Origin of the sequence: Streptomyces sp. NPDC004111 (assembly GCF_042874215.1) — a bacterium.
Taxonomy (GTDB): Bacteria; Actinomycetota; Actinomycetes; order Streptomycetales; family Streptomycetaceae; genus Streptomyces.
The window spans coordinates 97,910-124,289 of record NZ_JBIAMU010000006.1 but is presented as its reverse complement, the minus strand read 5'-3'; the positions used below and the strand labels follow the sequence as shown (position 1 = coordinate 124,289).

The window sequence follows — 26,380 nt, the reverse complement described above, 5'->3', positions numbered from 1 at the left end:
GATGACACAGAAGCCCCGAATGCGGGTACGTACGTTCGCATGACGCCGACCTCCACCTACCGCCTCCAGCTGCAGCCCTCCTTCCCGTTCGCGGCGGCCGCGGGCGCGGTGCCGTACCTGGCCGCCCTCGGGGTCTCCCACCTGCACCTGTCCCCGGTCCTGGAAGCCGTGCCGGGCTCGGCGCACGGCTACGACGTGGTGGACCACGCGCGCGTACGCGAGGAGCTGGGCGGCGAGGCGGGGCTGCGGAGCCTCGCGCGCACGGCGCGGGAGCACGGTCTCGGGCTCGTCCTGGACATCGTCCCCAACCACATGGCGCTGCCCGCGCCCGAGCACCTCAACGGGCCGCTGTGGGAGGTGCTGCGGGACGGGCCCGCCTCCCGGTACGCGCGCTGGTTCGACGTGGACTGGGCGGCGGGCGACGGCAAGCTGCTGCTGCCGGTGCTCGGCGGGCGACTCGGCGACGAGCTGGCGCACCTGTCTGTGGCGGACGGGGTGCTGCGCTACTTCGACCACGCCTTCCCGCTGCGCGAGGGCACCGAGAAGCTGCCGCTGCCGGAGCTGCTGGACGCCCAGTGGTACCGGCCCGCCTGGTGGCGGCTGGCCCGCACCGAGCTCAACTACCGCCGCTTCTTCACCATTTCGGACCTGATCGGGGTGCGGGTGGAGGATCCGGAGGTGTTCGCGGCCACCCACGCGAAGATCCTGGAGCTGGTGCGGGACGGGGTGGTGGAGGGGCTGCGGATCGACCACCCGGACGGGCTCGCCGCGCCCGGCGACTACCTGCGGCGGCTGGCGGAGGCGACGACGGAGGCGACGGAGGGGTCCGGGCGCACGGCGTGGACCGTGGTGGAGAAGATCCTCACGGGGCAGGAGCGGTTGCCCGCCGACTGGCCGGTGGCCGGGACCACGGGGTACGACGCCCTTCGGAGGATCGACGGATTGTTCAACGATCCTACGGGGGCCGATGAACTCACCCAGCTCTACCGCGTGTTCGCCGATCCCCCGGGTGACCGCGGCGGCTACTGGGCGGCGACCACCCGGCGGGCCGCGTACCGCGTCCTCAACCACGAGCTGGCCGCCGAGACGGGCTTCCTGGTGCGCACCGCCGGACGGATCTGCGCCGCCGACCCCGCGCTGCGCGACCACGCCCCGTGGGCACTGCGCACCGCCCTGCGCGAACTGCTGGTGCGGATGCCGGTGTACCGCCCGTACGTCGCGGCAGGCGGGCCCACCCCCGAGGAGGCGGAGGCGACGCTGCCGCCCGAGGCGGTGCGGGAGGCCAGGGCGGTGTTCGCCGTCCCCGAGGAAGCCGCGGCGGTGGACGTCGTACGGGAGCTGGCGCTGGGCCGGCTGGGGGCGGGCGAGGACCACCGGGCGTTCTGCGCGCGGTTCGCGCAGACCTCGTCCGCGCTGCGGGCCAAGTCGGTGGAGGACACGGCGTTCTACCGGTACACCCCGCTGCTGTCGGCGGCCGAGGTGGGCGGGGATCCGGGGCGTCCCGCGGTGTCGCCGGAGGAGTTCCACGCCTTCTGCGCCCGCATCGCCCGCGACTGGCCGGCCACCGGCACCGTACTGTCCACCCACGACACCAAGCGCAGCGCGGACGTACGGGCGCGCCTCGCGGTGCTGACCGAGTGCCCGCAGCGGTGGGCGGGGCTGCTGGACCGGGTGGCGGGCACGGCCGCCGCGCCCGACCCGCACGTGGCGTGGGTGACCTGGCAGACGGCGGCGGCGTTCCCCGACGCGGGGACGGAGCGGCTGGTTCCGGCGATGCTGAAGGCCGCCAGGGAGGCCGGGCTGCACACCAGCTGGACGGAACAGGACGCCACCTACGAACAGGCCCTGGAGGGCTTCGTGCGGTCGGGTCCCGGCGGCCCCGCCTGCTACGAACTGGGCCTCTTCCAGCGCGAGGTGGCGCCCTTCGTACGGGCCAACGTGCTGGGCGCGGCGCTGCTGCAGCTGACGATGCCGGGCGTGCCGGAGCTGTACCAGGGGACCGAGCGGGAGTGCCTGACGCTGGTCGACCCGGACAACCGGCGGGCGGTGCCCTTCGAGCCGGCCGCGCTGGAGCGGGCACGGGAGGGGGCGGCCGGCGTCGAGGGCCCGCCGTCCCTGTCGGACGAGAAGCTGGCGCTGACCGCGGCCGTGCTGCGGCTGCGGCGCGAGCGGCCGGAGGTGTTCGGGGAGACGGCGACGTACACCCCGTTGACCGCGAGCGGGGTGGCGGCGCGGCACTGCGTGGCGTTCGTCCGGGCCGGGGCGGCCGTCACGGTGGTGACCAGGCTGTCGCTGCGGCTGGCGGAGGCCGGGGGCTGGCAGGAGACGGTGCTGGAGCTGCCGGAGGGGCGCTGGGTGGAGTGGACGGGGCCGGGCCGGGAGTTCTCCGGCCCGGTGCGGGTGGCGGACCTGGTGGGCGAGCGCACGGTGGGGGTGCTGGTGCGGGCGGGGGACTAGGGCGGTCCCTGGGGACCGGGTCGGCGCCGGGGCCCCGCGACCGGGACAACTCCCTAGGGGGAACAGGGGCCCACGGGGGCGAGCGAGGTTCCGCCGTGTGCCGGGGAGCGCTGGAGCAGGCGGGTGAACTCGGCCGCCGGGCCGACCAGTTCGACCCGGGAGTAGACCGTGAGCGCGCGGCGCCACGGCGGGTCCACCGTCAGGACTACGCAGTCCTCGCCCACCGCTCCCCGGACGACGTGGGACGGCGCGGTGGCCACGCCCACCCCCGCGGCGGCCATCCGCACCGCGGTCGAGGTGTGCTCGGTGCGCACCGCCGTGCGCGGCGCGAAGCCCGCCCGTTCGCAGACCCAGTCGAGGAAGGCGCGCCCCTCGACGACCGCCTCCATGGCGCACCGCACCCAGTAGTGCTCGGACAGCTCCTCCAGCCGTACCGTCGTGCGCCCCGCCAGGGGGTCGTCGAAGGGGACGACCAGCACGATCTCCTCCTGCCCCACCGGCACCACGGGCCCCGGCCAGTGCGCGGGTTCGGGGCCCACGGCCAGGTCGGCGACACCGCGTTCGACGTGGTCCTCCAGGGCGTCGGTGGTGGCGTACTCGTGCAGGTGGAGGGCGACCCCGGGGTGCTCGCGGCGCCAGCGGGCGAAGACGTCGGGGAGGATGCCGACGGCCACCGAGTGCAGGGCGGCGACATGCAGCTCCCCGCCGTCCGCACCGGCCGCCGCACGGGCCGCCCGGCGGGCCTGGACGGCGCTGCGGACCGCGCGTTCGGCGTGCGGGAGGAAGGCGCGGCCCATCACGGTGAGACCGACGCCGCGCGGTCTGCGCTCCAGCAGCGGACCGCCGACGGACTTCTCCAGCGCCTTGATCTGGTGCGACAGCGCGGGCTGGGTGACGTGCAGCAGATCGGCGGCCCGGGTGAAGGACTCCTCCTCGACGACGGTGAGGAAGTACTCCATCTGACGCAGGCTCATGTCTCTCCGCTCCCCCGTGGCCCCTCGGGCCGCCATGAACGATGTGCATCGCAGCCAGACAATTATTGCCTTGGACTCATCACCGCTGGTCGGCGCAGGGTGGAGCCATGAGCAACAGTGACGTGAACGCGACGAATCCGGACCTGATCGTGATCGGCGGCGGCACCGGCGGCTACAGCACCGCCCTGCGCGCCGCCGCCCTCGGACTGACCGTGCTGCTCGCCGAGCGCGACAAGGTCGGCGGCACCTGCCTGCACCGGGGCTGCATCCCCTCCAAGGCGATGCTGCACGCCGCCGAACTGGTCGACGGCATCGCGGAGGCCAGGGAACGCTGGGGCGTGAAGGCGACGCTGGACTCGGTGGACTGGCCGGCCCTGGTGGCGACCCGGGACGACATCGTGGCCCGCAACCACACGGGGGTGGAGGGCCACCTGTCGCACGCGGGGGTGCGGGTGGTGCGCGGCAGTGCGGAGCTGACCGGTCCGCGCACGGTACGGGTGACGGGGCACGGGGAGTTCACCGCCCGGCGGGGCGTCGTCCTGGCCACCGGCTCGCGCCCGCGGACGCTGCCCGGCCTGGAGCCTGACGGGCACCGGGTCGTCACCAGCGACGACGCGCTCTTCGCCCCCGGCCTGCCCGCCTCGGTGCTGGTGCTGGGCGGCGGGGCGATCGGGGTCGAGTACGCCTCGTTCCACCGCTCGATGGGCGCCGAGGTGACCCTGGTGGAGGCGGCCGAGCGGCTCGTACCGCTGGAGGACTCCGACGTCGGCCGCCACCTGGCGCGCGGGCTGAAGAAGCGCGGCGTCGACGTACGGACCGGGGCGCGGCTGCTGGACGCGGAGGTACGGGCGAACGGGGTGCGGGCGACGGTGCGCACCGCGCGCGGCGAGAACCGCGTCGTCGAGGCGGAACGGCTGCTGGTCGCCGTCGGCCGGCTCCCGGTGACCGACGGCCTCGGCCTGGCGGCGGCCGGACTGACCACCGACGAGCGGGGGTTCGTGGCCCCGGCCGACTGGTCGCGGCTGGAGACCTCGGTGCCCGGCATCCATGTGGTCGGGGACCTGCTGCCGCCCCCGTCGCCGGGCCTGGCGCACGCCTCGTTCGCGGAGGGCCTGCTGGTGGCGGAGACGCTGGCGGGGCTGGCGTCGCCACCGGTGGACTACGCGGCGACCCCCCGCGTGACGTACTCCTCGCCGCAGACCGCGGCGGTCGGCCTGACCGAGGCCGAGGCGCGGGCCGGCGACCTGGACGTGGTGGTCAACACCATGCCGCTGACCGCGGTCGCCAAGGGCATGGTGCACGGGAAGGGCGGGATGGTGAAGGTCGTCGCCGAACGCGGGGGCCGGGTCCTGGGCGTGCACCTGGTCGGCCCGAACGTCTCGGAGATGATCGCGGAGAGCCAGCTCGTCGTCGGCTGGGACGCCGAACCCTCCGACGTCGCCCGCCACATCCACGCCCACCCGACCCTGTCGGAGGCGGTCGGCGAGACGTTCCTGACCCTGGCGGGCCGCGGCCTGCACCAGCAGTAGCGGGCGGGGGTACGGAGCCGGCGGGCGCGCGGCCCGGGGACCCGGCCCGCACGGCCCACCCGCACCTCCCCGCACCGCACGCGCCGTACTTCCACGAAGTACGGCGCGTGCGGCAGCGCGGGACGTGGGCCCCGCCGTCGGCCCGTCAGCCTGTCGGCCCGTCAGCCCAGCTTGAAGACCGAGCCCGTCGAGGCGTGCATCACACAGGCGTTGGGGTACGTCTTGGAGAAGACCATCCGCCGCCCGTCCCACCTGCCGAACGCCATGGCCGTCACCGGCCGGTAGATCATCGGGCAGGCCACGTCGGCGCGCTTGATGCGTGCGATGTCGCCGTCGACGGCGTTGAGCTCCTTGCACGCCTTCCTGGCCGCCGGGTGGGCGCCGCCGAGCTCGGGGGCGCGCTTCCACGGCCGCGGACAGCGCAGCAGGGTGCCGTCCAGGCTGCCCACCGCCTCCTCGCCCTCCACCACCGAGAGGTACATCCAGTTGCCGGGGTGCGCCTGGACCGGCACCTGCGGGCGGGTGTCCTGCGCGCTCGCGCCGCCCGCTCCCGCGAGGAGCGCCGCGGCGGCGGCCGTCCCGACGAGTGCCCTGCGTACCGCTGTCCGTACTGCCGACATGTCCGTCACCGTTCTGTGCCCGGGATACGCGCGGACGGTCGCCCGCGCCGGTGCGTTCATCGGCACCGGGGGGCGGGTGACTTGACGGGTAATAGGCCGAACGGCCCATCGGGAAAGCTGCGGCGGGGCCGGTGAGCGGGTGGGGCGTGCGGGGCCGGGCGGTCAGTTCCGGGAGAGCCGGAAGGTCATGTGGCCAAAGCTGACCTGGTCTCCGTCGTTGACCACGGCCACTCCGGTCACCCGGCGCCCGTTCACACAGGTGCCGTTGGTCGAGCCGAGGTCGCGCAGCACCCAGACGCCGTTCTGCAGGGCGAGTTCGGCGTGCCTGCGCGAGACGGTCTCGTGGCTGAGCCGCAGCCCGCTGCCCAGTTCGCGGCCGATCCGCAGCGGCAGCGGGCCCGGCTCCGGGAAGAGCAGCTTGGGCAGCCGCTCGGCGGTCCACGCCCTGCGCAGCCGCACGGTGAACGAGGAGGCGCGGCCGACCGCCGAGAACATCCTGCGGGACCAGCGCCCCTCGCTCTCCAGACCCGCGGTGAGGGCGCTCAGATCGGACGAACTGCGCGCGGAGAGCGCGAGTTCCATCCGGTGCAGGAAGGTGTCGTGGGACAACTTGCCCTGGGCGGCGCCCTCGCGCAGCACGGCGAGCGCGCGGTCCCGTTCGGCGTCGGAAACCCGCGCCGAAGACGTCGGAGGCTCGTAGGAGGGCATCACGGGAAGATTGTCGGGCCGGAGTGGGCGAGGTGTCCAGCAGGGCGTTGACCTGCAGCACGGGTGTTACGTGGGGTGGGTACGCAGCGGGGCCGCCGCGGCCCCTCCCCCGGGCGGGCGCCGGGCGGTCCGCCGGGGCGGGTGGGGCGGTCCGCGGGGTAAATGGCGGGCTCGGGCGCCGGTCGCGGGGTTAAGGTGCCGCGCGGACGAACGCCGCCGCGCGAAGTGTGCGGGGGCGCGTCCGCGGTACGCCACATCACGCCCGCACCATCCTGGAGCACCTTTTGTCCCTGGTTTTCCGTCCGCTGGCCGGCCCCGAGGAACTCGATCTGTTCTGCCGGCTCTCCTACTCCCTCGACCACGAACTGGCCGACGACCTCGCGCGGGGCCGCCGCCGTCCGGACTGGATGTGGGTGGCCGTACGGGACGGCCGCGTGCTCGGCCGGATCTCCTGGTGGACGGGGCAGGCCGGGGGCGACCCCCAGGCCCTCGACTTCTTCGACCTGGACGACACGCTCCCGGCGGACGAACGCCACGCGGTGGGCGCGGAGTTGTTCCGCAGGGCGGCGCAGGCGGTGCTGCCGGAGAAGCGGGAGGAATGGCCCGAGTACGGCCGCTTCGTCCCCGCCGACTGGCGTGAGGACCCGGCGGTCCGGGACGCCGTGGAGGCCAGGACGAAGGTGCTGGAGGAGACCGGGGCCCGGCTGCTGGTGGAACGGCTGCGGCTGGAGTGGCGGCCGGGCACCGCGGTGCCGGCGGCGGACGGCGGCCGGCTGGTCTTCCGGCAGGTACGGGACCGGGAGGACCTGCTGACGCTGATGACGCCGGTGATGGAAGGCACCCTGGACGCGCACGGCCAGGCCGACCTGGCGCGCGGACTGAGCCCCCGGGAGGCCGCCGAACTCCACTACGACGAGGAGTTCGCGCACTTCACGTCACCGCGGGAGTGGTGGCGGATCGCCGAACTCGCGGACGGCGGCGAGCCGGTGGGCTTCGTGGTCCCGGCCCGCAACAGCTACAACGCGATCATCGCGTACCTGGGTGTCCTGCCCGCCCACCGCGGGCGCGGCCACATCGACGAGATCCTCGCGGAGGGGACGCGGGTCCTGGCGTCCCAGGAGGTGCCGCGTATCCGGGCGGCGACGGATCTGGCGAACGTGCCGATGGCGAGGGCGTTCGCCCGAGGGGGATACCTCAACTTCGAACGCGCCCTCAACCTCACCTGGTCCCCCTGACCCCACCGCCCGCGGCACCGGCGCCGCGTCCCTCTGCCCCACCCCTCCCTGAGCGACGGGGCCGCCCGAGCCCCCTTGGGCGGCGGGGCCGCACCTCTCGCTCCCCGCCCCGCCCCCTTGGGCGGCGGGGCCGCCCCCCGGGGGCGGAACGGGCGGGCAAGGGGGCGGCCCCCGGCGGAGCCGCACCCCTTCCGGCCCCGCCCGACCACGCGCCCGCTCCGCACACCGCTGTGCCGGGCACTGGTATGGCGCGTCCGGCGCACGCTTTTCCGGGGCGGGCCGGGAGCGGAGAGCGTGGGCCGGGGTCGGGGGCCGCCCCCCGTGCCCACCCGTTCCGCCCCAGGGGGGCGGCCCCTGTGCCCACGAGGGGCGGGGCGGCCCCCTGTGCCCACGGAGGGCGGGCGGGGCGGGGCAAGGGCGGCTCCTGTGCCGACGGGACGCAGGGCGCGGCAAAGTCGGAAGGTGTTGGTGGCTTCATGCAGGGTTCCGTTGCGATTGCCCGGAATACGGGCGACGAATCCCCGCCCCCTCACGCACCATGGCACCACAAACGACCGCGTCACCGACGAGAGGGGCCGTCAGTGCTGTTCGAGGTGTGGGCACCGCACGCGAAGGAAAAGGTCACCCTGCATCTGCCCGGAACGGGCGAAGACCCGGCGGCGGGGGCCGGCACAGCACCAGAGCCGACACCGGAAGCGGAACCGGCCCCGGAAGCAGAGCCGACACCAGAAGCGGAACCGGCCCCGGAAGCAGAGCCGGCCCCGGGAGCGAAGCCGGCACCGGCAACACCCCCACCCCCCAGCTCCCCCTCCCCCCACACCCTCCCCCTGCACCCCGCCCCCCACCGCCCCGGCTGGTGGTCCGCGCTCGCCGAGGCCCCCGACGGCACCCGCTACGGGTACTCCGTGGACGGCGGGCCCGTACTGCCCGACCCGCGTTCGCGCCGTCAGCCCGACGGCCCCGACGGGCTCAGCGCGGTCGTGTCGCACGACGCCTTCGTGTGGGGCGGCGGCTGGGCGGGCCGCCCGCTGTCGGGCGCCGTCCTCTACGAGCTGCACATCGGCACGTTCACCCGCGAGGGCACCTTCGACGCCGCCGCCGAACGCCTCACCCACCTCGTACGGCTGGGCATCACCCATGTCGAGCTGATGCCGGTCTGCCCCTTCCCCGGGACCCACGGGTGGGGCTACGAGGGGGTGTCGCTGTGGGCCGTCCACGAGCCGTACGGCGGCCCCGCCGGGCTGAAACGGTTCGTCGACGCCGCACACCAACTCGGCCTGGGTGTCGTGCTCGACGTGGTGCACAACCACCTCGGCCCCTCCGGCAACCACCTCCCCCGGTTCGGCCCCTACTTCACCGACACCCACCACACCCCCTGGGGCTCCGCCGTCAACCTCGACGCGCCCGGCTCGGACGAGGTGCGCGCGTACCTGCGCGAGAGCGCCCTGTCCTGGCTGCGCGACTACCGGCTCGACGGCCTGCGGCTGGACGCCGTGCACGCGCTGGCGGACACCCGCGCGCTGCACTTCCTGGAGGAGCTGTCGACGGCGGTGGACGCGCTCTCCGAGGAACTGCGCAGGCCGTTGTTCCTGATCGCGGAGTCCGACCTCGGCGACCCGCGCACCACCACCCCGCGCACGGCGGGCGGCCACGGGCTGCACGCGCAGTGGAACGACGACTTCCACCACGCGCTGCACACCGCCCTCACCGGCGAGTCCCAGGGCTACTACGCGGACTTCGCCCGCGACCCGCTCCAGGCCCTCACCAAGACCCTGACCCGGGCCTTCTTCCACGACGGCACCTACTCGTCGTTCCGGGGCCGCACGCACGGGCGCCCGGTCGACCGCACGACGACCCCCGCGCACCGCTTCCTCGGGTACGCGCAGACCCACGACCAGGTCGGCAACCGGGCGCTGGGCGACCGGCTCTCCGCGTCGCTCTCCCCCGGGCTGCTGGCCTGCGCGGCGACCGTCGTCCTGACGGCCCCGTTCACGCCGATGCTGTTCATGGGCGAGGAGTGGGGAGCGCGTACGCCCTGGCAGTTCTTCACCGACCACACCGACCCCGAGCTGGCGGACGCCGTACGGCGGGGCAGGCGACGGGAGTTCGCCCGGCACGGGTGGGCCGAGGAGGACATCCCCGACCCGCAGGACCCGCGCACCCGGGACCGGTCCTGCCTCGACTGGTCGGAGCCGGACGGCGAGCCGCACGCCCGGCTGCTCGCCTGGTACCGCGACCTGATCGCGCTGCGCCGCTCCCACCCGGACCTCGCCGACCCGGACCTGGCGTCGGTACGGGCCGCCCGCTCGACGAACGGAGCGGGCCGCTGGCTCGCGTACCGCCGGGGCGACGTGCGGGTCGCGGTGAACCTCTCCAAGGACCCGGCGACCGTCCACCTCGGCGGCAACGGCCGCTCCCGGGTGCTGGCCGCCTGGGAACCGGTGGAGGCCCCGGGCGCGGACGGCGTGCTGGTGCTGCCCGCGGAGTCCTGCGTGGTGCTGGGAAGCTGACCGCGCACGGCCGGGGCGGGGCGTCCCACCGGCAGGAGGCCCCCACGGGTGCGTCCTACCGGTACGAGGCCCCCCACGGGTAGTACATCAGCGCCAGCACTCCCACCAGCACCCCCAGGATCACCAGGGTCGCCACCCAGTCGCGGTTCCGGCCGCGCCGCCGGCTCTCGGGCCAGGCCCGCCACGCGTCGGGCCTGGCCCGCACCGGTCCGCGCCGACGGCGCAGGCGCCTCTTGTGCCGCGCTGCCGCCGCCTCGTCCTCACGGCGCAGCCGCTCCGCGACCATCCGGGCGCGGGCGGACGGCTCCTTGGGGGCCTGGGCCCTGATCCGCGCCTCGCTGTCCTGCTCGAACTGCTGCCACACGTCGTCGGGGAGGGAGGGTTCTTCCTCGCCCCGTGGTCTGTCGCCCACCGCACAAAATCCTCTCGGCACACACATCCGTCTTCGAACGTGCGCGCGAGATCCTATAGCCGGTCACCGACAGCGGGCCGCCGAAGGGCCGGAACCGGACACCCCGGCCCGCGCATCCGTCCCGCTGACGGTGCTCAGCCCCGGTGGGGCGCCGTCGGCGGCGGTCCGGTGCTCTCCCTCGGCTCCAGGTGCGGGAGTTCGCCCTGGAGGCTGCGCACCGGAGCCCCGTCCACGACGGCGAGCAGCTCCTGTGCGGCGAGCCTGCCGAAGGCGGGGGTGTCGCGGACCAGGGCGGTCAGCCGGGGGTGGGTGACCCGGCAGAGGGCGGAGTCGTCCCACGCGACGATCGACACGTCCCGCGGCACGGAGAAGCCGCGCTCGGCGGCGACGGACGCGCCCGCCACGGCCATCACGTCGTTGTCGTAGACGATCGCCGTCGGGCGGGTGCGCGGCGGTTCGTCCAGGATGCGGCGGGTGGCCTCGGCGCCCTCCGCGTCGGAGTAGTCGGTGGCCACGGAGCGGACCTCGCGCGCGTCGAGGTCGCGGCGGGCCGCCTCGGCGCGCAGCGAGAGGATGCGCCGCTCGGTGTGGGCGAGCCCGCGCATCCCGGCGACGTGCACGATCCGCCGGTGGCCGAGGGAGTGCAGGTGGTCCAGTACGGAGGCCATGGCCCCCGCGTCGTCGGCCCACACGTTGGAGACGGGCAGTGGGACCTCCGCGTGGTGCTCGTCGGCCTCCAGGCCGCCGATGACGACGGCGGGCAGGCCGAGCGTGGCGAGCAGGGCGGGGCGCGGGTCGGTGACCCTGGGGTCCACGACGAGCACGCCGTCCACCCTGCGCTCCGCCCACCAGCGGCGCAGTACGGCGAGTTCGGTGTCGAGGTCCTCCACCACCTGGAAGAGCAGTGCGACCCGGCTGGCGGACAGCGCCTCCTGGACGCCCGAGACCAGTTGGAGGAAGAACGACTCGACGCCGAGGGTGTGGGCGGGGCGGGCGAGGACGAGTCCGGCGCAGCCCGCCCGTTCGCCGGACAGCGCACGGGCGGCGCTGTTGGCCTGCCAGCCCAGTTCCTCGGCCACCCTGCGCACCCGTGCGCGGGTGTCCGGGGAGACCCCGGGGCGGTCGTTGAGGGCGAAGGAGACCGCGCTCTCGGAGACACCGGCACGGCGCGCGATGTCCTTCATGGTGGGCCTGCGGGCCGGCCGGGGCCGGATGCCGTCACCCGACGCGGCGGTGCTCATGGGGCGGTGGTCCTCTCGTGCGACGGTGCCAGGTCCGGTGCGGGGCCGGGCGGAGCGCCCGCGGGCGGGCGCGGGGCGCGGCGGCCTTCGGCAACGGCGCCGGACGGGACGCCGACGCCGTACGGGCGGGGCCCGGCCGGACATCGGCCACCGTACGGGGAGAGCCGGGCGGACCCGCAACGCGGCCTGCCGAGGGGCGGGTTCACCGGCCGGCCCCGGGGACGGCGCACGTCCCGCGCACCGGTACCGGCCGCACCCGCTTCCCGTACGCCGTCCACTCGGTCCCCCCTTCCGGGCGCGCTTCGCCGAACAGCGGGCCAAACCGCATTAGTGATCACTGGCATTCGCCCGGTGGGCACACGGCTAAACCGCATTAGTCCGACGAAGCTTTACCGCGCCCCACCATCGGTGTCAACTCATCGCTCAACCGCATTAGTCCAGCTCACAGAAGCCCAACAATTCATGTGTGCACGGCTGTTGACGGCAATGACATCGCCGATCCATCGTGTGTTCCGCGATCGGCAGCGAGGCCGGTGCGAAGAGGAGGAACGACCATGCCCCGTGGGCGCCTGTCCCGCATCTCCATCGCCACCGCCATGACGGCAGCCCTGATGTCGTCGGCTGCCTGCGGCATGGGCGGCAGCGGCGATGACAACGATGCCAAGCAGCCGGAGAAGTCGGGCAAGGTGTCCGGGGAGATCACCTTCCGCACGCTCCAGCTCAAGCCGACGTTCACCACCTACGTCCAGGGCGTGATCGACGCGTTCGAGAAGAAGCACCCGGACGTCACGATCAAGTGGGAGGACGTGCCGGGCGAGGGCTACAACGAGAAGCTGGTCGCGGACGCCCAGGCCGGCGCCCTGCCGGACGTGGTCAACCTCAACACCGACTCCTTCCAGCTGCTGGCCGACCGGGGGATGCTCGCGGACGTCGCCAAGCTGGACCCGGCGGTCCGGCAGGAGTACGTGCCGGGCGCCTGGGACCAGTACAAACTCCCCGCCAGGGAGGGCGTGTTCGCCTATCCCTGGTACGTGACGCCGGAGATCCTGACGTACAACAAGGAGCTCTTCGCCAAGGCGGGCCTGGACGTCGACAAGCCGCCGACGACGGTCGAGCAGTTCTTCGACTACGCGGAGCGGATCACCGAGAAGTCGGGCGGCAGATTCTCCGCGTTCATGGCCGACCCGAAGTCCCGGCTGCCCGGCGACTGGCAGAAGATGGGCGTGCCGATCCTCAGCCCCGCCAAGGACGCGTTCGCCTTCAACACCCCGAAGGCGGTCTCCTGGATCAAGCGGATGAAGGAGCTGTACGCCAAGGGCGCCATGCCCAAGGAGTCGCTCACCAAGTCCGACGACATCAACCAGCTGTACGGCGCGGACAAGCTGGTCTTCGGGCCCGGCTCCCCCGGCTTCATCCGGGACGTGAAGCAGAACGCGCCGAAGGTGTACGCCAAGACGCAGGTGCAGAAGGCGGTCACCGGCACCCTCGGCCACATCGGCATCTACACGCAGTCCCTGGGCGTCCGCAAGGACACCAAGTCCCCGGACGCCGCGGCCGAGTTCGCGAAGTGGGTGACGAACGGGCCCAACCAGGTCGCCTTCTCCAAGGAGGTCGCGATCTACCCCTCGAACGCCAAGGGCCTGGCCGACCCGTACTTCTCCGACAAGGGCGACGGCAAGGACCCGGAGACCCTGGCGCGGGCGCTGGGCGCCGAGGAGCTGAAGGAGGCCCAGCTCGACGCGAACACGCCCGTCGAGTGGACCAGCCAGGTCGGCGACGCGGTGGTCCGCGAGATGCAGAAGGCGATCAAGGGCGAGACGGACGCGAGGACGGCCCTCACCAAGGCGCAGGACGAGGCCAACAAGATCCTGGCCCAGCAGACCAAGCCGAAGAAGTAGACGGCGGCGCGGTCATGTCACAGATCACCGGTACGGGGCCGGCCGCGTCCGGCGGGCCCCCGGCCGCCCCCTCCGGGCCGTCCCCGGCCGGTCGCGCGGGCGGCCGGGCTGGCGGGGGTTCCGGAAGGCGGGAGGCCCGTCGGCTCAAGCGGGCGATGGGCATGGAGACGGGGCTGGTGCACCGCCGCTGGTGGACGCCGTACCTCTTCCTGCTGCCGGGGCTGACCCTGGTGGTGCTGTTCAGCCTCTGGCCGTTCGTCAACACGGTCGTGCTGTCGCTGACGGACGCCCAGATCCTGCGCGGCGGCGGCTTCGTCGGCTTCGACAACTACACGCGGGCGCTGGCCGACGACACCTTCTGGCTGGCGCTGGCCAACAGCGTGCTGTACACGGTCGTGGTGGTGCCCTGCCTGGTGTTCCTGCCGCTGGCGCTCGCCGTGCTCGTCCAGAAGAAGGTCCCCGGCATCGGCTTCTTCCGGTCCGCCTTCTACACGCCGGTGATCGCCTCCGCGGTGGTCGTGGGGCTGATGTGGCAGTGGATCCTGCGCAGCGACGGCCTCGTCAACACCGTCTTCCAGAAGCTGAGCCTGATCAGCGAGCCGGTCCCCTTCCTCACCAACTCCACGATGCTGCTGGTCTCCGCCATGATCGTGACGGTCTGGAAGGGCCTCGGCTACTACATGGTCTTCTACCTGGCAGCCCTCGGGAACGTCCCCGCCTCCCTCTACGAGGCGGCGGCGATCGACGGGGCGGGGCCGGTGCGGCGCTTCTTCAGCATCACCGTGCCGGGCGTGAAGCCGATGATGCTGCTGGTCGGCACCCTGTCCGCGATCTCGGCGCTGCGGGTGTTCACCGAGATCTACATCCTGGGCGGGGAGAGCGGCGGTCCCGGCGGCGGCTCGCGGACGCTGCCGTTCCTGATCCGCCAGGTGGGTCTCGGCTTCGCCGGGGAGACCGGGTACGCGGCGGCCATCTCGATCCTGCTGTTCCTGCTCACGCTGGTGTTCAGCCTGCTGGGGCACCGTCTCTCGAAGGGTGACGAGAGTTGAGCACCACAGCCACCGCCTCCGCCGGACGGGGTCCGGGCGCCGGGGACCCGACGGGCACCGGGGCCGGTACCGGCGCCCCGGCACAACGCCCGCGCCGCGGGCCGCGGGCCGGACTGGCCGGCCGCTATCTGACGCTCGTCACGATGCTGGTCGTCATGCTCGGCCCGATCGTCTGGCAGTTCCTGACCTCGCTCAAGGGGCGCGGCGAGAACGTCTACGCGGGCGTGCTCCCCAGCGACCCCACCCTGGACAACTACGCCCGCGTCGCGGAGGCCTTCCCGCTCTTCCAGTACGTCGGCAACACGCTGATCGTGGCGGTGCTCGCGATCACCTCCAACTGCCTGTTCGCGGCGATGGGCGGGTACGCGCTGTCGCGGGCCGGATGGCGGGGGCGCAGGACCGTGTTCACGGTGCTGGTGGCCACGCTGATGTTCCCCTTCGAGTCCGTGATGATCTCCATGTTCCTGACGGTCCGTGAAATGGGCCTGGTGGACACGCTGATCGGGGTCTGGCTGCCGGGTGCGGTCTCCGTGCTCAACCTGATGATCATGCGGGCGGCCTTCCTCGCCGTGCCGAAGGAGGTGGAGGAGGCGGCGGTGCTCGACGGGGCGAACGAGTGGCAGCGGTTCCGCCGGGTGTTCCTGCCCAGTGCGAAGGGGGCGCTGGCGGTTGTCTGCATCACGAGCTTCATGGGTGCCTGGGACGACTTCCTGTGGCCGCTGATCGTCCTCACCAACAGCGAGAACTACACGCTCCAGCTCGGCCTCAAGACGCTCGCCGGATCGACGACGGTGAACGACCAGCGGCTGATCGCGGCCGGGGCGATGGCGGCGCTGCTGCCGATGATGCTGATGTTCTTCGCGTTGCAGCGGTACTTCTTCAGGGGGGTGGGGGAGGGGGCGATCAAGACGTGAGGGGGCTGGGCGGGATCTTCTGGTGCGCCGCGCAGGTGGCGTTGGCCCCGGCCACCCACCGACTCCACGACCGCTCGACCCGCACACCACCGCACACGACCCGTATCCCGTCCCACCCCACCATCTCGGAGAGAAACCCCCATGCACCTCCCCCGTCGCACCCTCCTCACCGCCTCCACCGCCCTCCTCGCCCTTCCCGGCGCCGGTCTCGTGGCCGGGGCCGCGCATGCCGTGCCCGGGGCGGCGAAGGACGAGGGGCGGGACCCCTCTCCCCTCGGCACCCTCCAGCCGTACGCCAGTTACTGGTTCCCCGACTCCTTCCCCGAGGACCGTGAGCCCGACCCGGGGGCCGTCTGGCGCAGCCTCAAGGCGTGGCGGGCGGACGACGACCCGGACCTGCCCTTCAACCGTTCCACCGTCCCCCTCTCCCCCCGCTTCACCCCGCCCCCGGCGAACCCCACCGCCCGGGTCGACCGGGCCCGCGTCTCGGCGCTCGTCTCCTTCGGCCCCACCGCGCGCAACCCCTCCCAGGGCAGTGCGACCGCCGACTACTACGCCCTCTCCCACTGGGCCTACCTCGAAGAACTCGTCTTCTGGGGCGGGTCGTCCGGCGAAGGCATCGTCCTCGCCCCCAACGCCCCCGTGGTGGACGCCGCCCACCGCAACGGCGTCCGCGTGGTCGGCAACGTCTTCCTGCCCCCGGTCGCCTACGGCGGCAGCCTGAAGTGGACGCGTGAGCTGGTCCAGCGGGACGCCCTCGGTAGGTTCCCGCTGGCCGCGAAGCTGATCGAGGTCGCCCGTACCCACGGCTTCGACGGCTGGTTCCTCAACGGCGAGACCGACGCGGGCGGCGACCGGGCGCTCGCCGCCGAGTTCGAGGCGTTCGTGGCGGCGCTGCGAGCCGGTGCCCCCGAGCTGTCCGTCACCTGGTACGACGCCTTCAACTCCGAGGGCCGTGTGGGCTGGCAGGGCGCCCTCAACGACCGGAATTCCGCCTTCTTCCGGCACTCCCGCAGCCTGTTCGTCGACTTCCGCTGGTCCCCGGCCACGCTCGCCGACTCCGCCGCGTACGCGACGCGGATGGGCCGCTCCCCGTACGACCTGATGGCCGGTGTGGACGTCGAGGCGAACGGCTGGAACACCCGCGCGGACTGGGACGCCATCGTCCCCGCCACCCGCGACCACGTCATGGGCGTCGGCCTCTACCGCCCCGAGTGGACCCTGCACTCGCTGCCCGCACAGACCAGGACCCCCGCGCAGTTCCACGACCGGGACGACCGGTTCTGGACGGGCGGGCGCACCGACCCGACCGCCCCGGACGGCCCCGGCAACTGGCGGCCCGCCGCCCAGTACGCCGCCGACCGCTCCACCCTCACTGCGCTCCCCTTCGCCACCACCTTCAACACCGGCCACGGCGTCGGCTGGTACGAGGACGGCCGCCGCACCGGCGACGCCCCGTGGAACCAGCTCGGTCTCCAGGACCTGCTGCCCTCCCGCCGCTGGACGGTGCGCACCACCGGGGCCCGCCCGCAGGTCGGCTTCGACTTCGACGCGGCCTGGCGCGGCGGCAGCAGCCTCCTGGTGTCCGGCGGCTTCGAGCGGACCGCGCCCGTCGAGGTCGATCTCTACCGGACGCGCGTGGAGGCGTCGTCGGCCGTCGTCGAGCTGACCCACCGCACCGACTCCGGGGAGGCCGCCGCCGTCGAGGTGACCGTGACCGGACCCGGCGGCGTACGGCGGCTGCGCACCACGGCCGTACGCACCGTCAACGGCTGGACCACCTCCACCGCCCGCCTTCCGCGCGGCACCGTGCACGCGCTCGGGGTGCGGCTCACGGCGGCGGGCCGGGTCTCCTGGCGGCTGGGCGCGCTGGCGGTACGGGAGCACGCGGCACAGGCACCCGAGCGGCCCCGGGCGCTGCGCGTCACCGGCCGCCGCACCACTCCCGCGACGCCCGCCACCCCGGCCACCGCCGAACTGCGGCTGCGCTGGGAACCGGTGCGCGGGGCCCGCCACTACGAGGTGCACCAGGTTCTGCCCAGCGGCGAACGGCGTTTCCTCGGCGGCACGGCGGGCAGCGCCTACTACGTCCCTTCCCTGCGCCGCACCGAGGGCGGCGAGCGCCGCAGCACGCTCGAAGTCCGGGCGGTCGGTGCCCTGTTCGCCTCCTCCCGGCCCGCCCGCACGGCCCACTCCTGGTAGCGGCGCCGGCCGGCCGCCGGTTCCCCCACCCCTCCACACACCCTCGGAGCGACCCTCATGCACGACGACCGCAGCATCGTGGAACACCGTCTGAGGCGGGTACTCGCGGAACGCGTCCGCCCCGCCGTCCGCTCCCTGTCCGTCCCGCTGACCGTGGAACGCTGGGCGGCGCCCGGCGAGCCGGTGCCGGTCGCCGAGGGGCTGGCCGCCCCGTACGGTCCGGCCGCCGCCGGTGAGGCGTGGGGTCCGGCCTGGGGCACCACCTGGTTCCGGCTCGGCGGGCGGGTGCCCGAGGAGTGGGCGGGCCGGACCGTGGAAGCGGTCCTCGACCTCGGCTTCGACCGCCAGATGCCCGGCTTCCAGTGCGAGGGGCTCGTCTACCGGCCGGACGGCGAGGCGGTCAAGGCGCTCAATCCGCGCAACGACTGGGTGCGGATCGGCGACCGCGTGGCGGGCGGCGAGGAGGTGCTGCTGTACGTGGAGGCGTCGTCGAACCCGATCCTGGTCGACCACGCCCCGACGTACGAGGGCGACCGGCTGACCGCGCGGGACCACCCGCTGTACCGGGTCGAGCGGATGGACCTGACCGTCTTCGAGACCGAGGTCTGGGAGCTGGTGCAGGACCTGGAGGTGCTCGACTCGCTGATGCGCGGCCTCGGCGGGGACGACGCCCGCCGCCACGAGATCCTGCGGGCGCTCGAACGCTCTCTGGACGCGGTCGATCTCGGCGACGTCGCGGGCACCGCCGCGCGGGCCCGTACCGAACTGGCCGACGTGCTGGCCGCGCCCGCCAACCGGTCCGCGCACCGGATCAGCGCCGTCGGGCACGCGCACATCGACTCGGCGTGGCTGTGGCCGCTGCGCGAGACGGTACGCAAGGTGGCCCGCACCTCCTCCAACATGGTCGCCCTGATGGACGACCACCCGGACTTCGTCTTCGCGATGTCGCAGGCACAGCAGCTCGCCTGGATCAAGGAGCACCGGCCGGAGGTGTTCGCGAAGGTCAAGAAGAAGATCGCGGACGGGCAGTTCGTGCCGGTCGGCGGCATGTGGGTGGAGTCGGACACCAACATGGTCGGCGGGGAGGCGATGGCCCGTCAGTTCCTGTACGGGAAGAAGTTCTTCCTGGACGAGTTCGGTGTCGAGACGAACGAGGTGTGGCTGCCGGACTCCTTCGGGTACACGGCCGCGATGCCGCAGCTGGTGAAGCTGTCGGGGTCGAAGTGGTTCCTGACGCAGAAGATCTCCTGGTCGCAGGTGAACAGGTTCCCGCACCACACCTTCTGGTGGGAGGGCATCGACGGCACCCGCGTCTTCACCCACTTCCCGCCCGTCGACACCTACAACTCCGACCTCGGCGGCGAGCAGATGGCGCACGCCGCCCGCAACTACCGCGAGAAGGGCCGGGGTTCACGCTCGCTGGCCCCGTTCGGCTGGGGCGACGGGGGTGGCGGGCCCACCCGCGAGATGCTGGCGCGGGCGCGGCGGCTGCGCGATCTGGAGGGGTCGCCGAGGGTGACGGTGGAGAAGCCGTCGGAGTTCTTCGCCAAGGCGGAGGCCGAGTACCCGGACGCCCCGGTGTGGGCCGGTGAGCTGTACCTGGAGCTGCACCGGGGGACGTACACCTCGCAGGCCAAGACCAAGCAGGGCAACCGGCACAGCGAGTCGCTGCTGCGCGAGGCCGAGCTGTGGGCGGCCACGGCGGCGGTGCGCGTGCCCGGATACGCCTATCCACAGGCCGAGTTGGAGCGGATCTGGAAGACGGTGCTGCTCCACCAGTTCCACGACATCCTGCCCGGCTCGTCCATCGCCTGGGTGCACCGCGAGGCCCGGGAGACGTACGCCCGGGTCCGCGCCGAGCTGGAGTCGATCACGGTGGGCGCGCAGAGGGCGCTCGCGGGCCGGGGAGAGGAGACGCTCGTCTTCAACGCGGCCCCGCACGGCCGCCGTTCGGTCCCCGCGGGCGGCGCCGCCCCCTCCCCCGCCCGTACGACGGCTCCCGTCACCGCCACCGCGCGCGACGACGGCGGTTTCGAGCTCGCCAACGGGCATCTGCGGATCGTCGTCGACGGCCGGGGCCTGGTCGTCTCGGCGTACGACGTCGCGGCCCGCCGGGAGTCCGTGGCCCCGGGCCTGGCCGCCAACCTCCTCCAGATCCACCCGGACTTCCCCAACATGTGGGACGCCTGGGACATCGACGAGTTCTACCGGCACAACGTCACCGACCTCACCGACCTCGATGCGCTCGCACTGACCGCTTCCAGCGACGACTTGGCGACCGTCACCGTCAGCCGGTCGTTCGGCGGCTCCGGCTCCACGGTCACCCAGCGGCTGACCCTGCGCTCGGGCGCCAGGGTCCTCGACATCGAGACGGACGTCGACTGGCGGGAGACGGAGAAGTTCCTGAAGGCGGCCTTCCCGCTGGACGTGAAGGCGGCCCGTTCCGCCGCCGAGACGCAGTTCGGACACGTGGAGCGCGCCACCCACACCAACACCTCGTGGGAGGCGGCCAAGTTCGAGATCTGCGCGCACCGCTGGATCCAGGTCGAGGAGCCGGGCTGGGGCGCCGCCGTGGTCAACGACTCGACGTACGGCCACGACGTCACCCGTGACATGCGCCCCGACGGCGGCCAGACCACCACCGTCCGCCTCTCCCTCCTGCGCGCCCCGCGCTACCCCGACCCGGAGACCGACCAGGGCACCCACCGGCTGCGCTTCGCGCTGGCCCCCGGCGCCACGATCACCGACGCGGTCCGCGAGGGGCACTGGATCAACCTGCCCGAGCGCACGGTCACGGGTGCCTCGGGCGCCCCGGTGGCCCCGCTCCTCACCGTCGACGACGACCGCGTCGTCGTCGAGGCGGTCAAGCTCGCGGAGGACGCCAGCGGGGACGTGGTGGTCCGCCTGTACGAGTCGGCCGGCGGCCGGGCCTCGGGCACCCTGACCCCGGGCTTCCGCACCGCGTCCATCACCGAGACGGACCTGCTGGAGAGGCCGCTGCCCGGCGCCCCGGCGCACGAGCCGGACGGGGCGGGCGGGCTGGCGCTGGAGCTGCGCCCGTTCCAGATCCTCACCCTGCGGCTGGCGCGCGCGTAGCCGGCCACCGTCTCCCGGCCCGCCCGGCTCCCCCCGGGCGGGCCGGGCCCGTTCAGCGCGCCCGCCCCAGCTCCTTGCGGAACAGTTCCAGCACGTTCCCGCCGAGGATCTTGGTGATGGTGTCCTCCGGCAGGCCCCGGCCGACCAGTGCCTCCGTCACCAGCGGCAGGCCGCGCGGTCCGGAGAGACCGGGCAGCGAGAGCCGGAAGCCCTCGGGGATCTCCTCCTCGCAGCAGCGCGGCAGCGTGTCGTGGTCGACCTCCTCGATGAAGTCCGCGCCGATGCCCACGTGGTCCGGGCCCACCACGTCCAGGACGTGCAGGAAGTGGTCGGCGAGCCGGTCCACGGTCTGCTCGGCGCCGGTGGCGCCGACGAACTCGGGGAAGAAGTTCACGCACACCGTGCCGCCGGTGGCGGCGATGCCGCGCAGCTGGTCGTCGGTGAGGTTGCGGTGGTGGTCGCGCAGGGCGCGGGCGGAGGAGTGGGTGGCCATCACCGGGCGGGTGGCCAGTTCCAGGACGTGGGCGACGCCGGAGGCGCTCAGGTGCGAGACGTCGTAGATCATGCCGAGGCTCTCCATGATCCGCAGTGCCTCGACGCCCGCTTCGGTGAGGCGGCTGCCGGTGGCGTCCTCGCCGCTGCCGTCGGCCAGCGGCGTACGGCTCCAGTGGGCGAGGGAGGCGACCCGTACGCCCAGCCGGAAGAGGGTGGGGAAGAGCTCGACGCTCGCGTCGACGCCCGGGGCGCTCTCCAGCGCGAGGACGAGGGCGATCCGGCCGGCGGCGTGCGCGGCGTCGATGTCGTCGCCGTCGAGACACAGCCGTACGGTGTCCTGGTTGCCCTCCGCGAGCGTGTGCGCGCACTCGATCATGCGGAGGGTCTCGCGGAGGGCCCCCTCGGGGCGGTACGCGTCGCCGATGAAGACGGGCAGGACCTGGAGATCGACCCCGCCCTCCGTCAGCTGGGGCAGCCAGCGCTCGCGGAAGAAGCTCGCCCAGCGTTTCGGGGGGCGGGCCGTGACCGCTATGAGGAGGTCGTTGTGGGCGTCTGCGACGACGCTGCGGCGGTGCAGTTCAAGGGACACGGTGATCCAGCGTAGGCGGGCGGCGCGGCCGGGTCGACAGGTATTTCTCACATCGCCCTGACCTCCCGTTCTCTCCGAAAAAACACCTCTGACCTGCGGAAACACCCGGAGTGTCAGTCTTGCGTCCGGCCTTGATCAGGTGGCTCGGAGAGGTAGGGTCGGGGGCCCAAGACACCTCGTACACCTCGCTGGGGCACTCCTGTGTCCCGGTGCGGTCCGCCGTGTCGTACGCCAGCTGCCCCCGCTCCCCGGAAGTAGGCACCTACCCGTGGCCGATCAGCCGTTCACGCACCTGCACGTTCACACCCAGTACTCGCTCCTGGACGGCGCGGCCCGGCTCAAGGACATGTTCAAGGCGTGCGGAGACATGGGGATGTCGCACATCGCCATGACCGACCACGGCAATCTGCACGGCGCGTACGACTTCTTCCACCAGGCGAAGAAGGCGGAGATCACGCCGATCATCGGCATCGAGGCGTATCTCGCGCCGGAGTCGCGGCGGCACAACAAGCCGGTGAAGTGGGGCGCGCCGCACCAGAAGGGCGACGACGTCTCGGGTGCGGGCGCGTACACGCACATGACGATGTGGGCGCGCAACAGCACCGGTCTGCACAACCTGTTCCGTGCCCAGTCGCGGGCCAGCCTGGAGGGCTTCTTCCGCAAGCCGCGCATGGACCGCGAGCTGCTGGCGGAGTACGGGGAGGGCCTGATGGCGACCACCGGCTGCCCGTCGGGCGAGATCTCGACACGGATCCGGCTCGGCCAGATGGACGAGGCGCTGAAGGCGGCCGGCGAGTTCCAGGACATCTTCGGCAAGGAGAACTTCTTCGTCGAGCTGATGGACCACGACATCGACATCGACCGGCGGGCCCGCGCGGGCCTGCTGGAGGTCGCGAAGAAGCTCGACGCGCCGTTCGTCGTCACCAACGACTCGCACTACACGTACGCGCACGAGGCCGCCGCGCACGACACCCTGCTGTGCATCCAGACCGGGTCGAACATCGCCGACCAGGACCGCTTCAAGTTCGACGGCTCCGGCTACCACCTGAAGACGGCCGCCGAGATGTACGCGATCGACTCGTCCGACGCCTGGCTGGAGGGCTGCCGCAACACCCAGCGGATGATCGCCGACCGGGTGGACACCTCCGGCATGTTCGAGCCGAAGAACCTGATGCCGAAGTTCGACGTGCCCGACGGCTACGACGAGGTGTCCTGGTTCCGCGAGGAAGTGCGCATCGGCATGAACCGGCGCTTCAACGGCCAGGTCCCCGAGGACCGCCAGAAGCTCGCCGACTACGAGATGGGCGTCATCGTCGAGATGGGCTTCCCGGGGTACTTCCTCGTGGTCGCCGACTTCATCATGTGGGCCAAGAACAACGGGATCGCGGTGGGCCCCGGCCGTGGTTCGGCGGCCGGTTCGATCGTCGCGTACGCCATGGGCATCACCGACCTCGACCCCGTTCCGCACGGTCTGATCTTCGAGCGGTTCCTCAACCCCGAGCGCGTGTCCATGCCCGATGTCGACATCGACTTCGACGAGCGCAGGCGCGGTGAGGTGATCCGGTACGTCACCGAGAAGTACGGCGCCGACAAGGTCGCCATGATCGGCACGTACGGCACCATCAAGGCGAAGAACGCCATCAAGGACTCCGCCCGCGTCCTGGGCTACCCGTACGCGATGGGCGACCGGATCACCAAGGCGATGCCCGCCGACGTCATGGGCAAGGGCATCGACCTCAACGGCATCACCGACCCCAAGCACCCCCGCTACAGCGAGGCGGGCGAGGTGCGCGGGATGTACGAGAACGAGCCCGACGTCAAGAAGGTCATCGACACGGCGCGCGGCATCGAGGGCCTGGTCCGGCAGATGGGTGTGCACGCGGCCGGCGTCATCATGTCCAGCGAGCCGGTCATCGACCACGCCCCGGTCTTCTCGCCGAAGAACGACGGCGTGGTCGTCACCCAGTGGGACTACCCGAGCTGCGAGTCGCTCGGCCTGCTCAAGATGGACTTCCTGGGCCTGCGCAACCTGACGATCATGCAGGACGCCCAGAAGGCCATCAAGGCGAACAAGGGCATCGACCTGGAGCTCCTCTCGCTCCCCCTCGACGACGGCCCGACGTACGAACTCCTGGCGCGCGGCGACACGTTGGGGGTCTTCCAGTTCGACGGCGGCCCGATGCGTTCGCTGCTGCGCCTGATGAAGCCCGACAACTTCGAGGACATCTCGGCCGTGTCGGCGCTCTACCGCCCCGGCCCGATGGGCATGAACTCGCACACCAACTACGCCCTGCGCAAGAACAAGCAGCAGGAGATCACCCCGATCCACCCGGAGCTGGAGGAGCCGCTCGCCGAGGTCCTCGGCATCACCTACGGCCTGGTGGTGTACCAGGAGCAGGTGCAGAAGGCGGCCCAGGTGCTGGCGGGCTACTCGCTGGGCCAGGCCGACCTCCTCCGCCGGGCGATGGGCAAGAAGAAGAAGGAGGTCCTCGACAAGGAGTTCGTGCCCTTCCAGAAGGGCTGCCGGGAGCGCGGCTACTCCGACGAGGCGATCCAGGCGGTGTGGGACGTGCTGGTCCCGTTCGCCGGCTACGCGTTCAACAAGGCGCACTCGGCGGCGTACGGGCTGGTCTCCTACTGGACCGCCTACCTCAAGGCGAACTACCCCGCCGAGTACATGGCCGGCCTCCTCACGTCCGTCAAGGACGACAAGGACAAGATGGCCCTGTACCTCAACGAGTGCCGCCGCATGGGCATCAAGGTGCTCCCGCCGGACGTGAACGAGTCGGCGGGCAACTTCACCCCGCAGGGCGACGACGTCATCGTCTTCGGCCTCACCGCCGTGCGCAACGTCGGGCAGAACGTCGTCGACTCGATCGTCAAGTGCCGTAAGGCGAAGGGGAAGTACTCCTCCTTCCCCGACTACCTCGACAAGGTCGAGTCCGTCGTCTGCAACAAGCGCACCACGGAATCCCTCATCAAGGCGGGCGCGTTCGACGCGATGGGCCACACCCGCAAGGGTCTGTCCGGCGTCTTCGAGAACATGGTCGACGCGGTCGTCCAGGTGAAGCGCAAGGAGGCCGAGGGACAGTTCGACCTCTTCGGCGACCTGGGCGCGGGCGGCCCCGACGACTCCTCGCCCGGCTTCGGCCTGGACACCCCGATCGGCGACGTCGAGTGGGACAAGTCCTTCCTCCTCGCGCAGGAGCGGGAGATGCTCGGGCTTTACGTGTCCGACCACCCGCTCTTCGGCCTGGAGCACGTCCTGTCCGACAAGGCGGACGCGGCCATCGCCCAGCTCACCAGCGGCGACTTCTCGGACGGCGCGGTGGTCACCATCGGCGGCCTGATCACCGGCCTCCAGCGCAAGATGACCAAGCAGGGCAACGCCTGGGCCATCGCCACCGTGGAGGACCTGGCGGGCTCCATCGAGTGCATGTTCTTCCCCGCCACCTACCAGCTGATCTCGACCCAACTGGTCGAGGACACGGTGGTCTTCGTCAAGGGCCGCCTCGACAAGCGCGAGGACATCCCGCGGCTGGTCGCGATGGAACTCCAGGTCCCCGACATCTCGGACGCGGGCACCAACGCGCCCGTGGTCCTCACCATCCCCACGGTGAAGGTCACCCCGCCGATGGTCGGCAAGCTGGGCGAGATCCTCTCCCACCACCGCGGCGACACCGAGGTCCGCATCAAGCTCCAGGGCCCCCGCAAGACGACGGTGCTGCGCCTGGACCGCCACCGGGTCAAGGCGGACCCGGCGCTCTTCGGCGACCTGAAGGTGCTGCTGGGCCCCTCCTGCCTCCAGTAGCCCCCCGCACCGGGAGGGGCCGCACCACCCCGGCCCCTCCCTCCTCCCCCGCTTCACTCCACCCGGGCGGCGATCACCCGGTCCTCCCCCACGTCACTCCACACCGGCGGCGATCACCCGGGCGCACTCCACCGACTCCGCGTGCGTGGTGTCCACTTCCATGTCGTACCGGATCCCGACGTGCACCGCCTCGGCCTGCCCGGCGGCCATCCCGCCGGTCCGGTCGCCCCGCGCGATCTCCCGCCCGGCGGCGACCTCCGCGTCGCACCGCACCCCGACCCACAGCACCTCGACCCCGTCGAGCGCCTTCACCCAGCGCGCCTGCGATTCGGCGCCCCCGACGAACACCTCGTCGACCACGACCCGGGCCCCGGCCCGCGCCATCTCGGCCACCCCCGCGATCCACGCCTCCTCCAGCCGCCGGAACTCCGCCCCGACGACCACGCTCCCGTCCTCCCCCACCGAGATCCCGTCCGCCGACTCCTGGAGCGAGGCGGGCAGCGCCTCCACGAACGTATCCACACTGAGCGACAACCAGAACCCGGGCAGCACGGCCTGCAGACACCGCGCGATCCCGGACTTCCCGGAACTGGACCCACCATTCAGCACGATCATTTGCGTCTTCACGCGCCCACGGTAG

At 72.6% G+C, this 26,380-nt stretch carries 17 protein-coding genes; 10 read left to right on the top strand and 7 right to left on the bottom strand.

Annotated features, from left to right (window positions below; all coding sequences use genetic code 11):
- The first annotated feature begins 39 nt into the window (after nt 1–39).
- Entirely contained in the window at nt 40–2,457 is a 2,418-nt protein-coding gene (gene treY, locus ACFYVL_RS14570) for a malto-oligosyltrehalose synthase (RefSeq protein ID WP_389244448.1), read from the top strand.
- A 53-nt stretch (nt 2,458–2,510) separates the two neighbouring features.
- Here treY and ACFYVL_RS14565 read toward each other — a convergent pair whose 3' ends face one another.
- Complete coding sequence (locus ACFYVL_RS14565) at nt 2,511–3,431, bottom strand: LysR substrate-binding domain-containing protein (RefSeq protein WP_389244446.1); 921 nt, start codon at nt 3,429–3,431, stop codon at nt 2,511–2,513.
- Nucleotides 3,432–3,538: 107 nt separating this feature from the next.
- On the opposite strand from ACFYVL_RS14565, the gene lpdA reads away from it, so the two are divergent.
- A complete protein-coding gene (gene lpdA / locus ACFYVL_RS14560; RefSeq protein ID WP_389244444.1) occupies nt 3,539–4,960 on the top strand; it encodes a dihydrolipoyl dehydrogenase in 1,422 nt (473 codons plus the stop codon).
- Between the two features lie 161 nt (nt 4,961–5,121).
- Here lpdA and ACFYVL_RS14555 read toward each other — a convergent pair whose 3' ends face one another.
- Both ACFYVL_RS14555 and ACFYVL_RS14550 read right to left on the bottom strand, forming a co-directional pair.
- Nucleotides 5,122–5,580 carry an SSI family serine proteinase inhibitor gene (locus tag ACFYVL_RS14555; RefSeq protein WP_389244442.1) on the bottom strand — a complete coding sequence of 153 codons (459 nt, stop codon included), beginning with the start codon at nt 5,578–5,580 and terminating at the stop codon, nt 5,122–5,124.
- Between the two features lie 162 nt (nt 5,581–5,742).
- Nucleotides 5,743–6,288: an FHA domain-containing protein gene (locus ACFYVL_RS14550; RefSeq protein ID WP_389244440.1), complete on the bottom strand. Its 546-nt coding sequence runs from the start codon at nt 6,286–6,288 to the stop codon at nt 5,743–5,745.
- 290 nt (nt 6,289–6,578) lie between these two features.
- Here ACFYVL_RS14550 and ACFYVL_RS14545 point away from each other — a divergent pair, with 290 nt between their 5' ends.
- Both ACFYVL_RS14545 and treZ read left to right on the top strand, forming a co-directional pair.
- Nucleotides 6,579–7,523 carry a GNAT family N-acetyltransferase gene (locus ACFYVL_RS14545; protein ID WP_389244823.1) on the top strand — a complete coding sequence of 315 codons (945 nt, stop codon included), beginning with the start codon at nt 6,579–6,581 and terminating at the stop codon, nt 7,521–7,523.
- An 827-nt stretch (nt 7,524–8,350) separates the two neighbouring features.
- Nucleotides 8,351–10,033 carry a malto-oligosyltrehalose trehalohydrolase gene (treZ, locus tag ACFYVL_RS14540; RefSeq protein WP_389244821.1) on the top strand — a complete coding sequence of 561 codons (1,683 nt, stop codon included), beginning with the start codon at nt 8,351–8,353 and terminating at the stop codon, nt 10,031–10,033.
- A 55-nt stretch (nt 10,034–10,088) separates the two neighbouring features.
- Here treZ and ACFYVL_RS14535 read toward each other — a convergent pair whose 3' ends face one another.
- Nucleotides 10,089–10,445: a hypothetical protein gene (locus ACFYVL_RS14535; RefSeq protein ID WP_389244438.1), complete on the bottom strand. Its 357-nt coding sequence runs from the start codon at nt 10,443–10,445 to the stop codon at nt 10,089–10,091.
- Between the two features lie 134 nt (nt 10,446–10,579).
- Nucleotides 10,580–11,686: a LacI family DNA-binding transcriptional regulator gene (locus ACFYVL_RS14530; protein WP_389244436.1), complete on the bottom strand. Its 1,107-nt coding sequence runs from the start codon at nt 11,684–11,686 to the stop codon at nt 10,580–10,582.
- Between the two features lie 554 nt (nt 11,687–12,240).
- Between ACFYVL_RS14530 and ACFYVL_RS14525 the strand changes: the two genes are divergently transcribed.
- The 5 genes from ACFYVL_RS14525 (at nt 12,241) to ACFYVL_RS14505 (ending at nt 20,845) form a co-directional block, all read left to right on the top strand.
- Entirely contained in the window at nt 12,241–13,584 is a 1,344-nt protein-coding gene (locus ACFYVL_RS14525) for an ABC transporter substrate-binding protein (protein ID WP_389244434.1), read from the top strand.
- Nucleotides 13,585–13,739: 155 nt separating this feature from the next.
- The gene (locus ACFYVL_RS14520; RefSeq protein WP_389244432.1) at nt 13,740–14,633 is read left to right on the top strand and encodes a carbohydrate ABC transporter permease; all 894 of its coding nucleotides are present in this window, start codon (nt 13,740–13,742) and stop codon (nt 14,631–14,633) included.
- Nucleotides 14,630–15,547 (top strand): carbohydrate ABC transporter permease, encoded by a 918-nt coding sequence (locus ACFYVL_RS14515; protein ID WP_389244430.1) that lies wholly within the window; start codon nt 14,630–14,632, stop codon nt 15,545–15,547. The genes ACFYVL_RS14520 and ACFYVL_RS14515 overlap by 4 nt, the downstream gene beginning before the upstream one ends.
- Nucleotides 15,548–15,688: 141 nt before the next feature.
- Entirely contained in the window at nt 15,689–17,749 is a 2,061-nt protein-coding gene (locus ACFYVL_RS14510; RefSeq protein ID WP_389244428.1) for an endo-beta-N-acetylglucosaminidase, read from the top strand.
- Between the two features lie 57 nt (nt 17,750–17,806).
- The gene (locus ACFYVL_RS14505; protein ID WP_389244427.1) at nt 17,807–20,845 is read left to right on the top strand and encodes an alpha-mannosidase; all 3,039 of its coding nucleotides are present in this window, start codon (nt 17,807–17,809) and stop codon (nt 20,843–20,845) included.
- A 52-nt stretch (nt 20,846–20,897) separates the two neighbouring features.
- Here the strand turns inward: ACFYVL_RS14505 and ACFYVL_RS14500 are convergent, their stop codons facing one another.
- Nucleotides 20,898–21,929, bottom strand: coding sequence for a dipeptidase (locus ACFYVL_RS14500; RefSeq protein ID WP_389244425.1), 1,032 nt, complete (start codon nt 21,927–21,929; stop codon nt 20,898–20,900).
- A gap of 268 nt (nt 21,930–22,197) precedes the next feature.
- On the opposite strand from ACFYVL_RS14500, the gene dnaE reads away from it, so the two are divergent.
- Nucleotides 22,198–25,740: a DNA polymerase III subunit alpha gene (gene dnaE / locus ACFYVL_RS14495; RefSeq protein ID WP_389244423.1), complete on the top strand. Its 3,543-nt coding sequence runs from the start codon at nt 22,198–22,200 to the stop codon at nt 25,738–25,740.
- A 93-nt stretch (nt 25,741–25,833) separates the two neighbouring features.
- On the opposite strand, the gene cpt is transcribed toward dnaE, so the two are convergent.
- Nucleotides 25,834–26,367: a chloramphenicol phosphotransferase CPT gene (gene cpt / locus ACFYVL_RS14490; RefSeq protein WP_389244421.1), complete on the bottom strand. Its 534-nt coding sequence runs from the start codon at nt 26,365–26,367 to the stop codon at nt 25,834–25,836.
- Between the last annotated feature and the right edge of the window lie 13 nt (nt 26,368–26,380).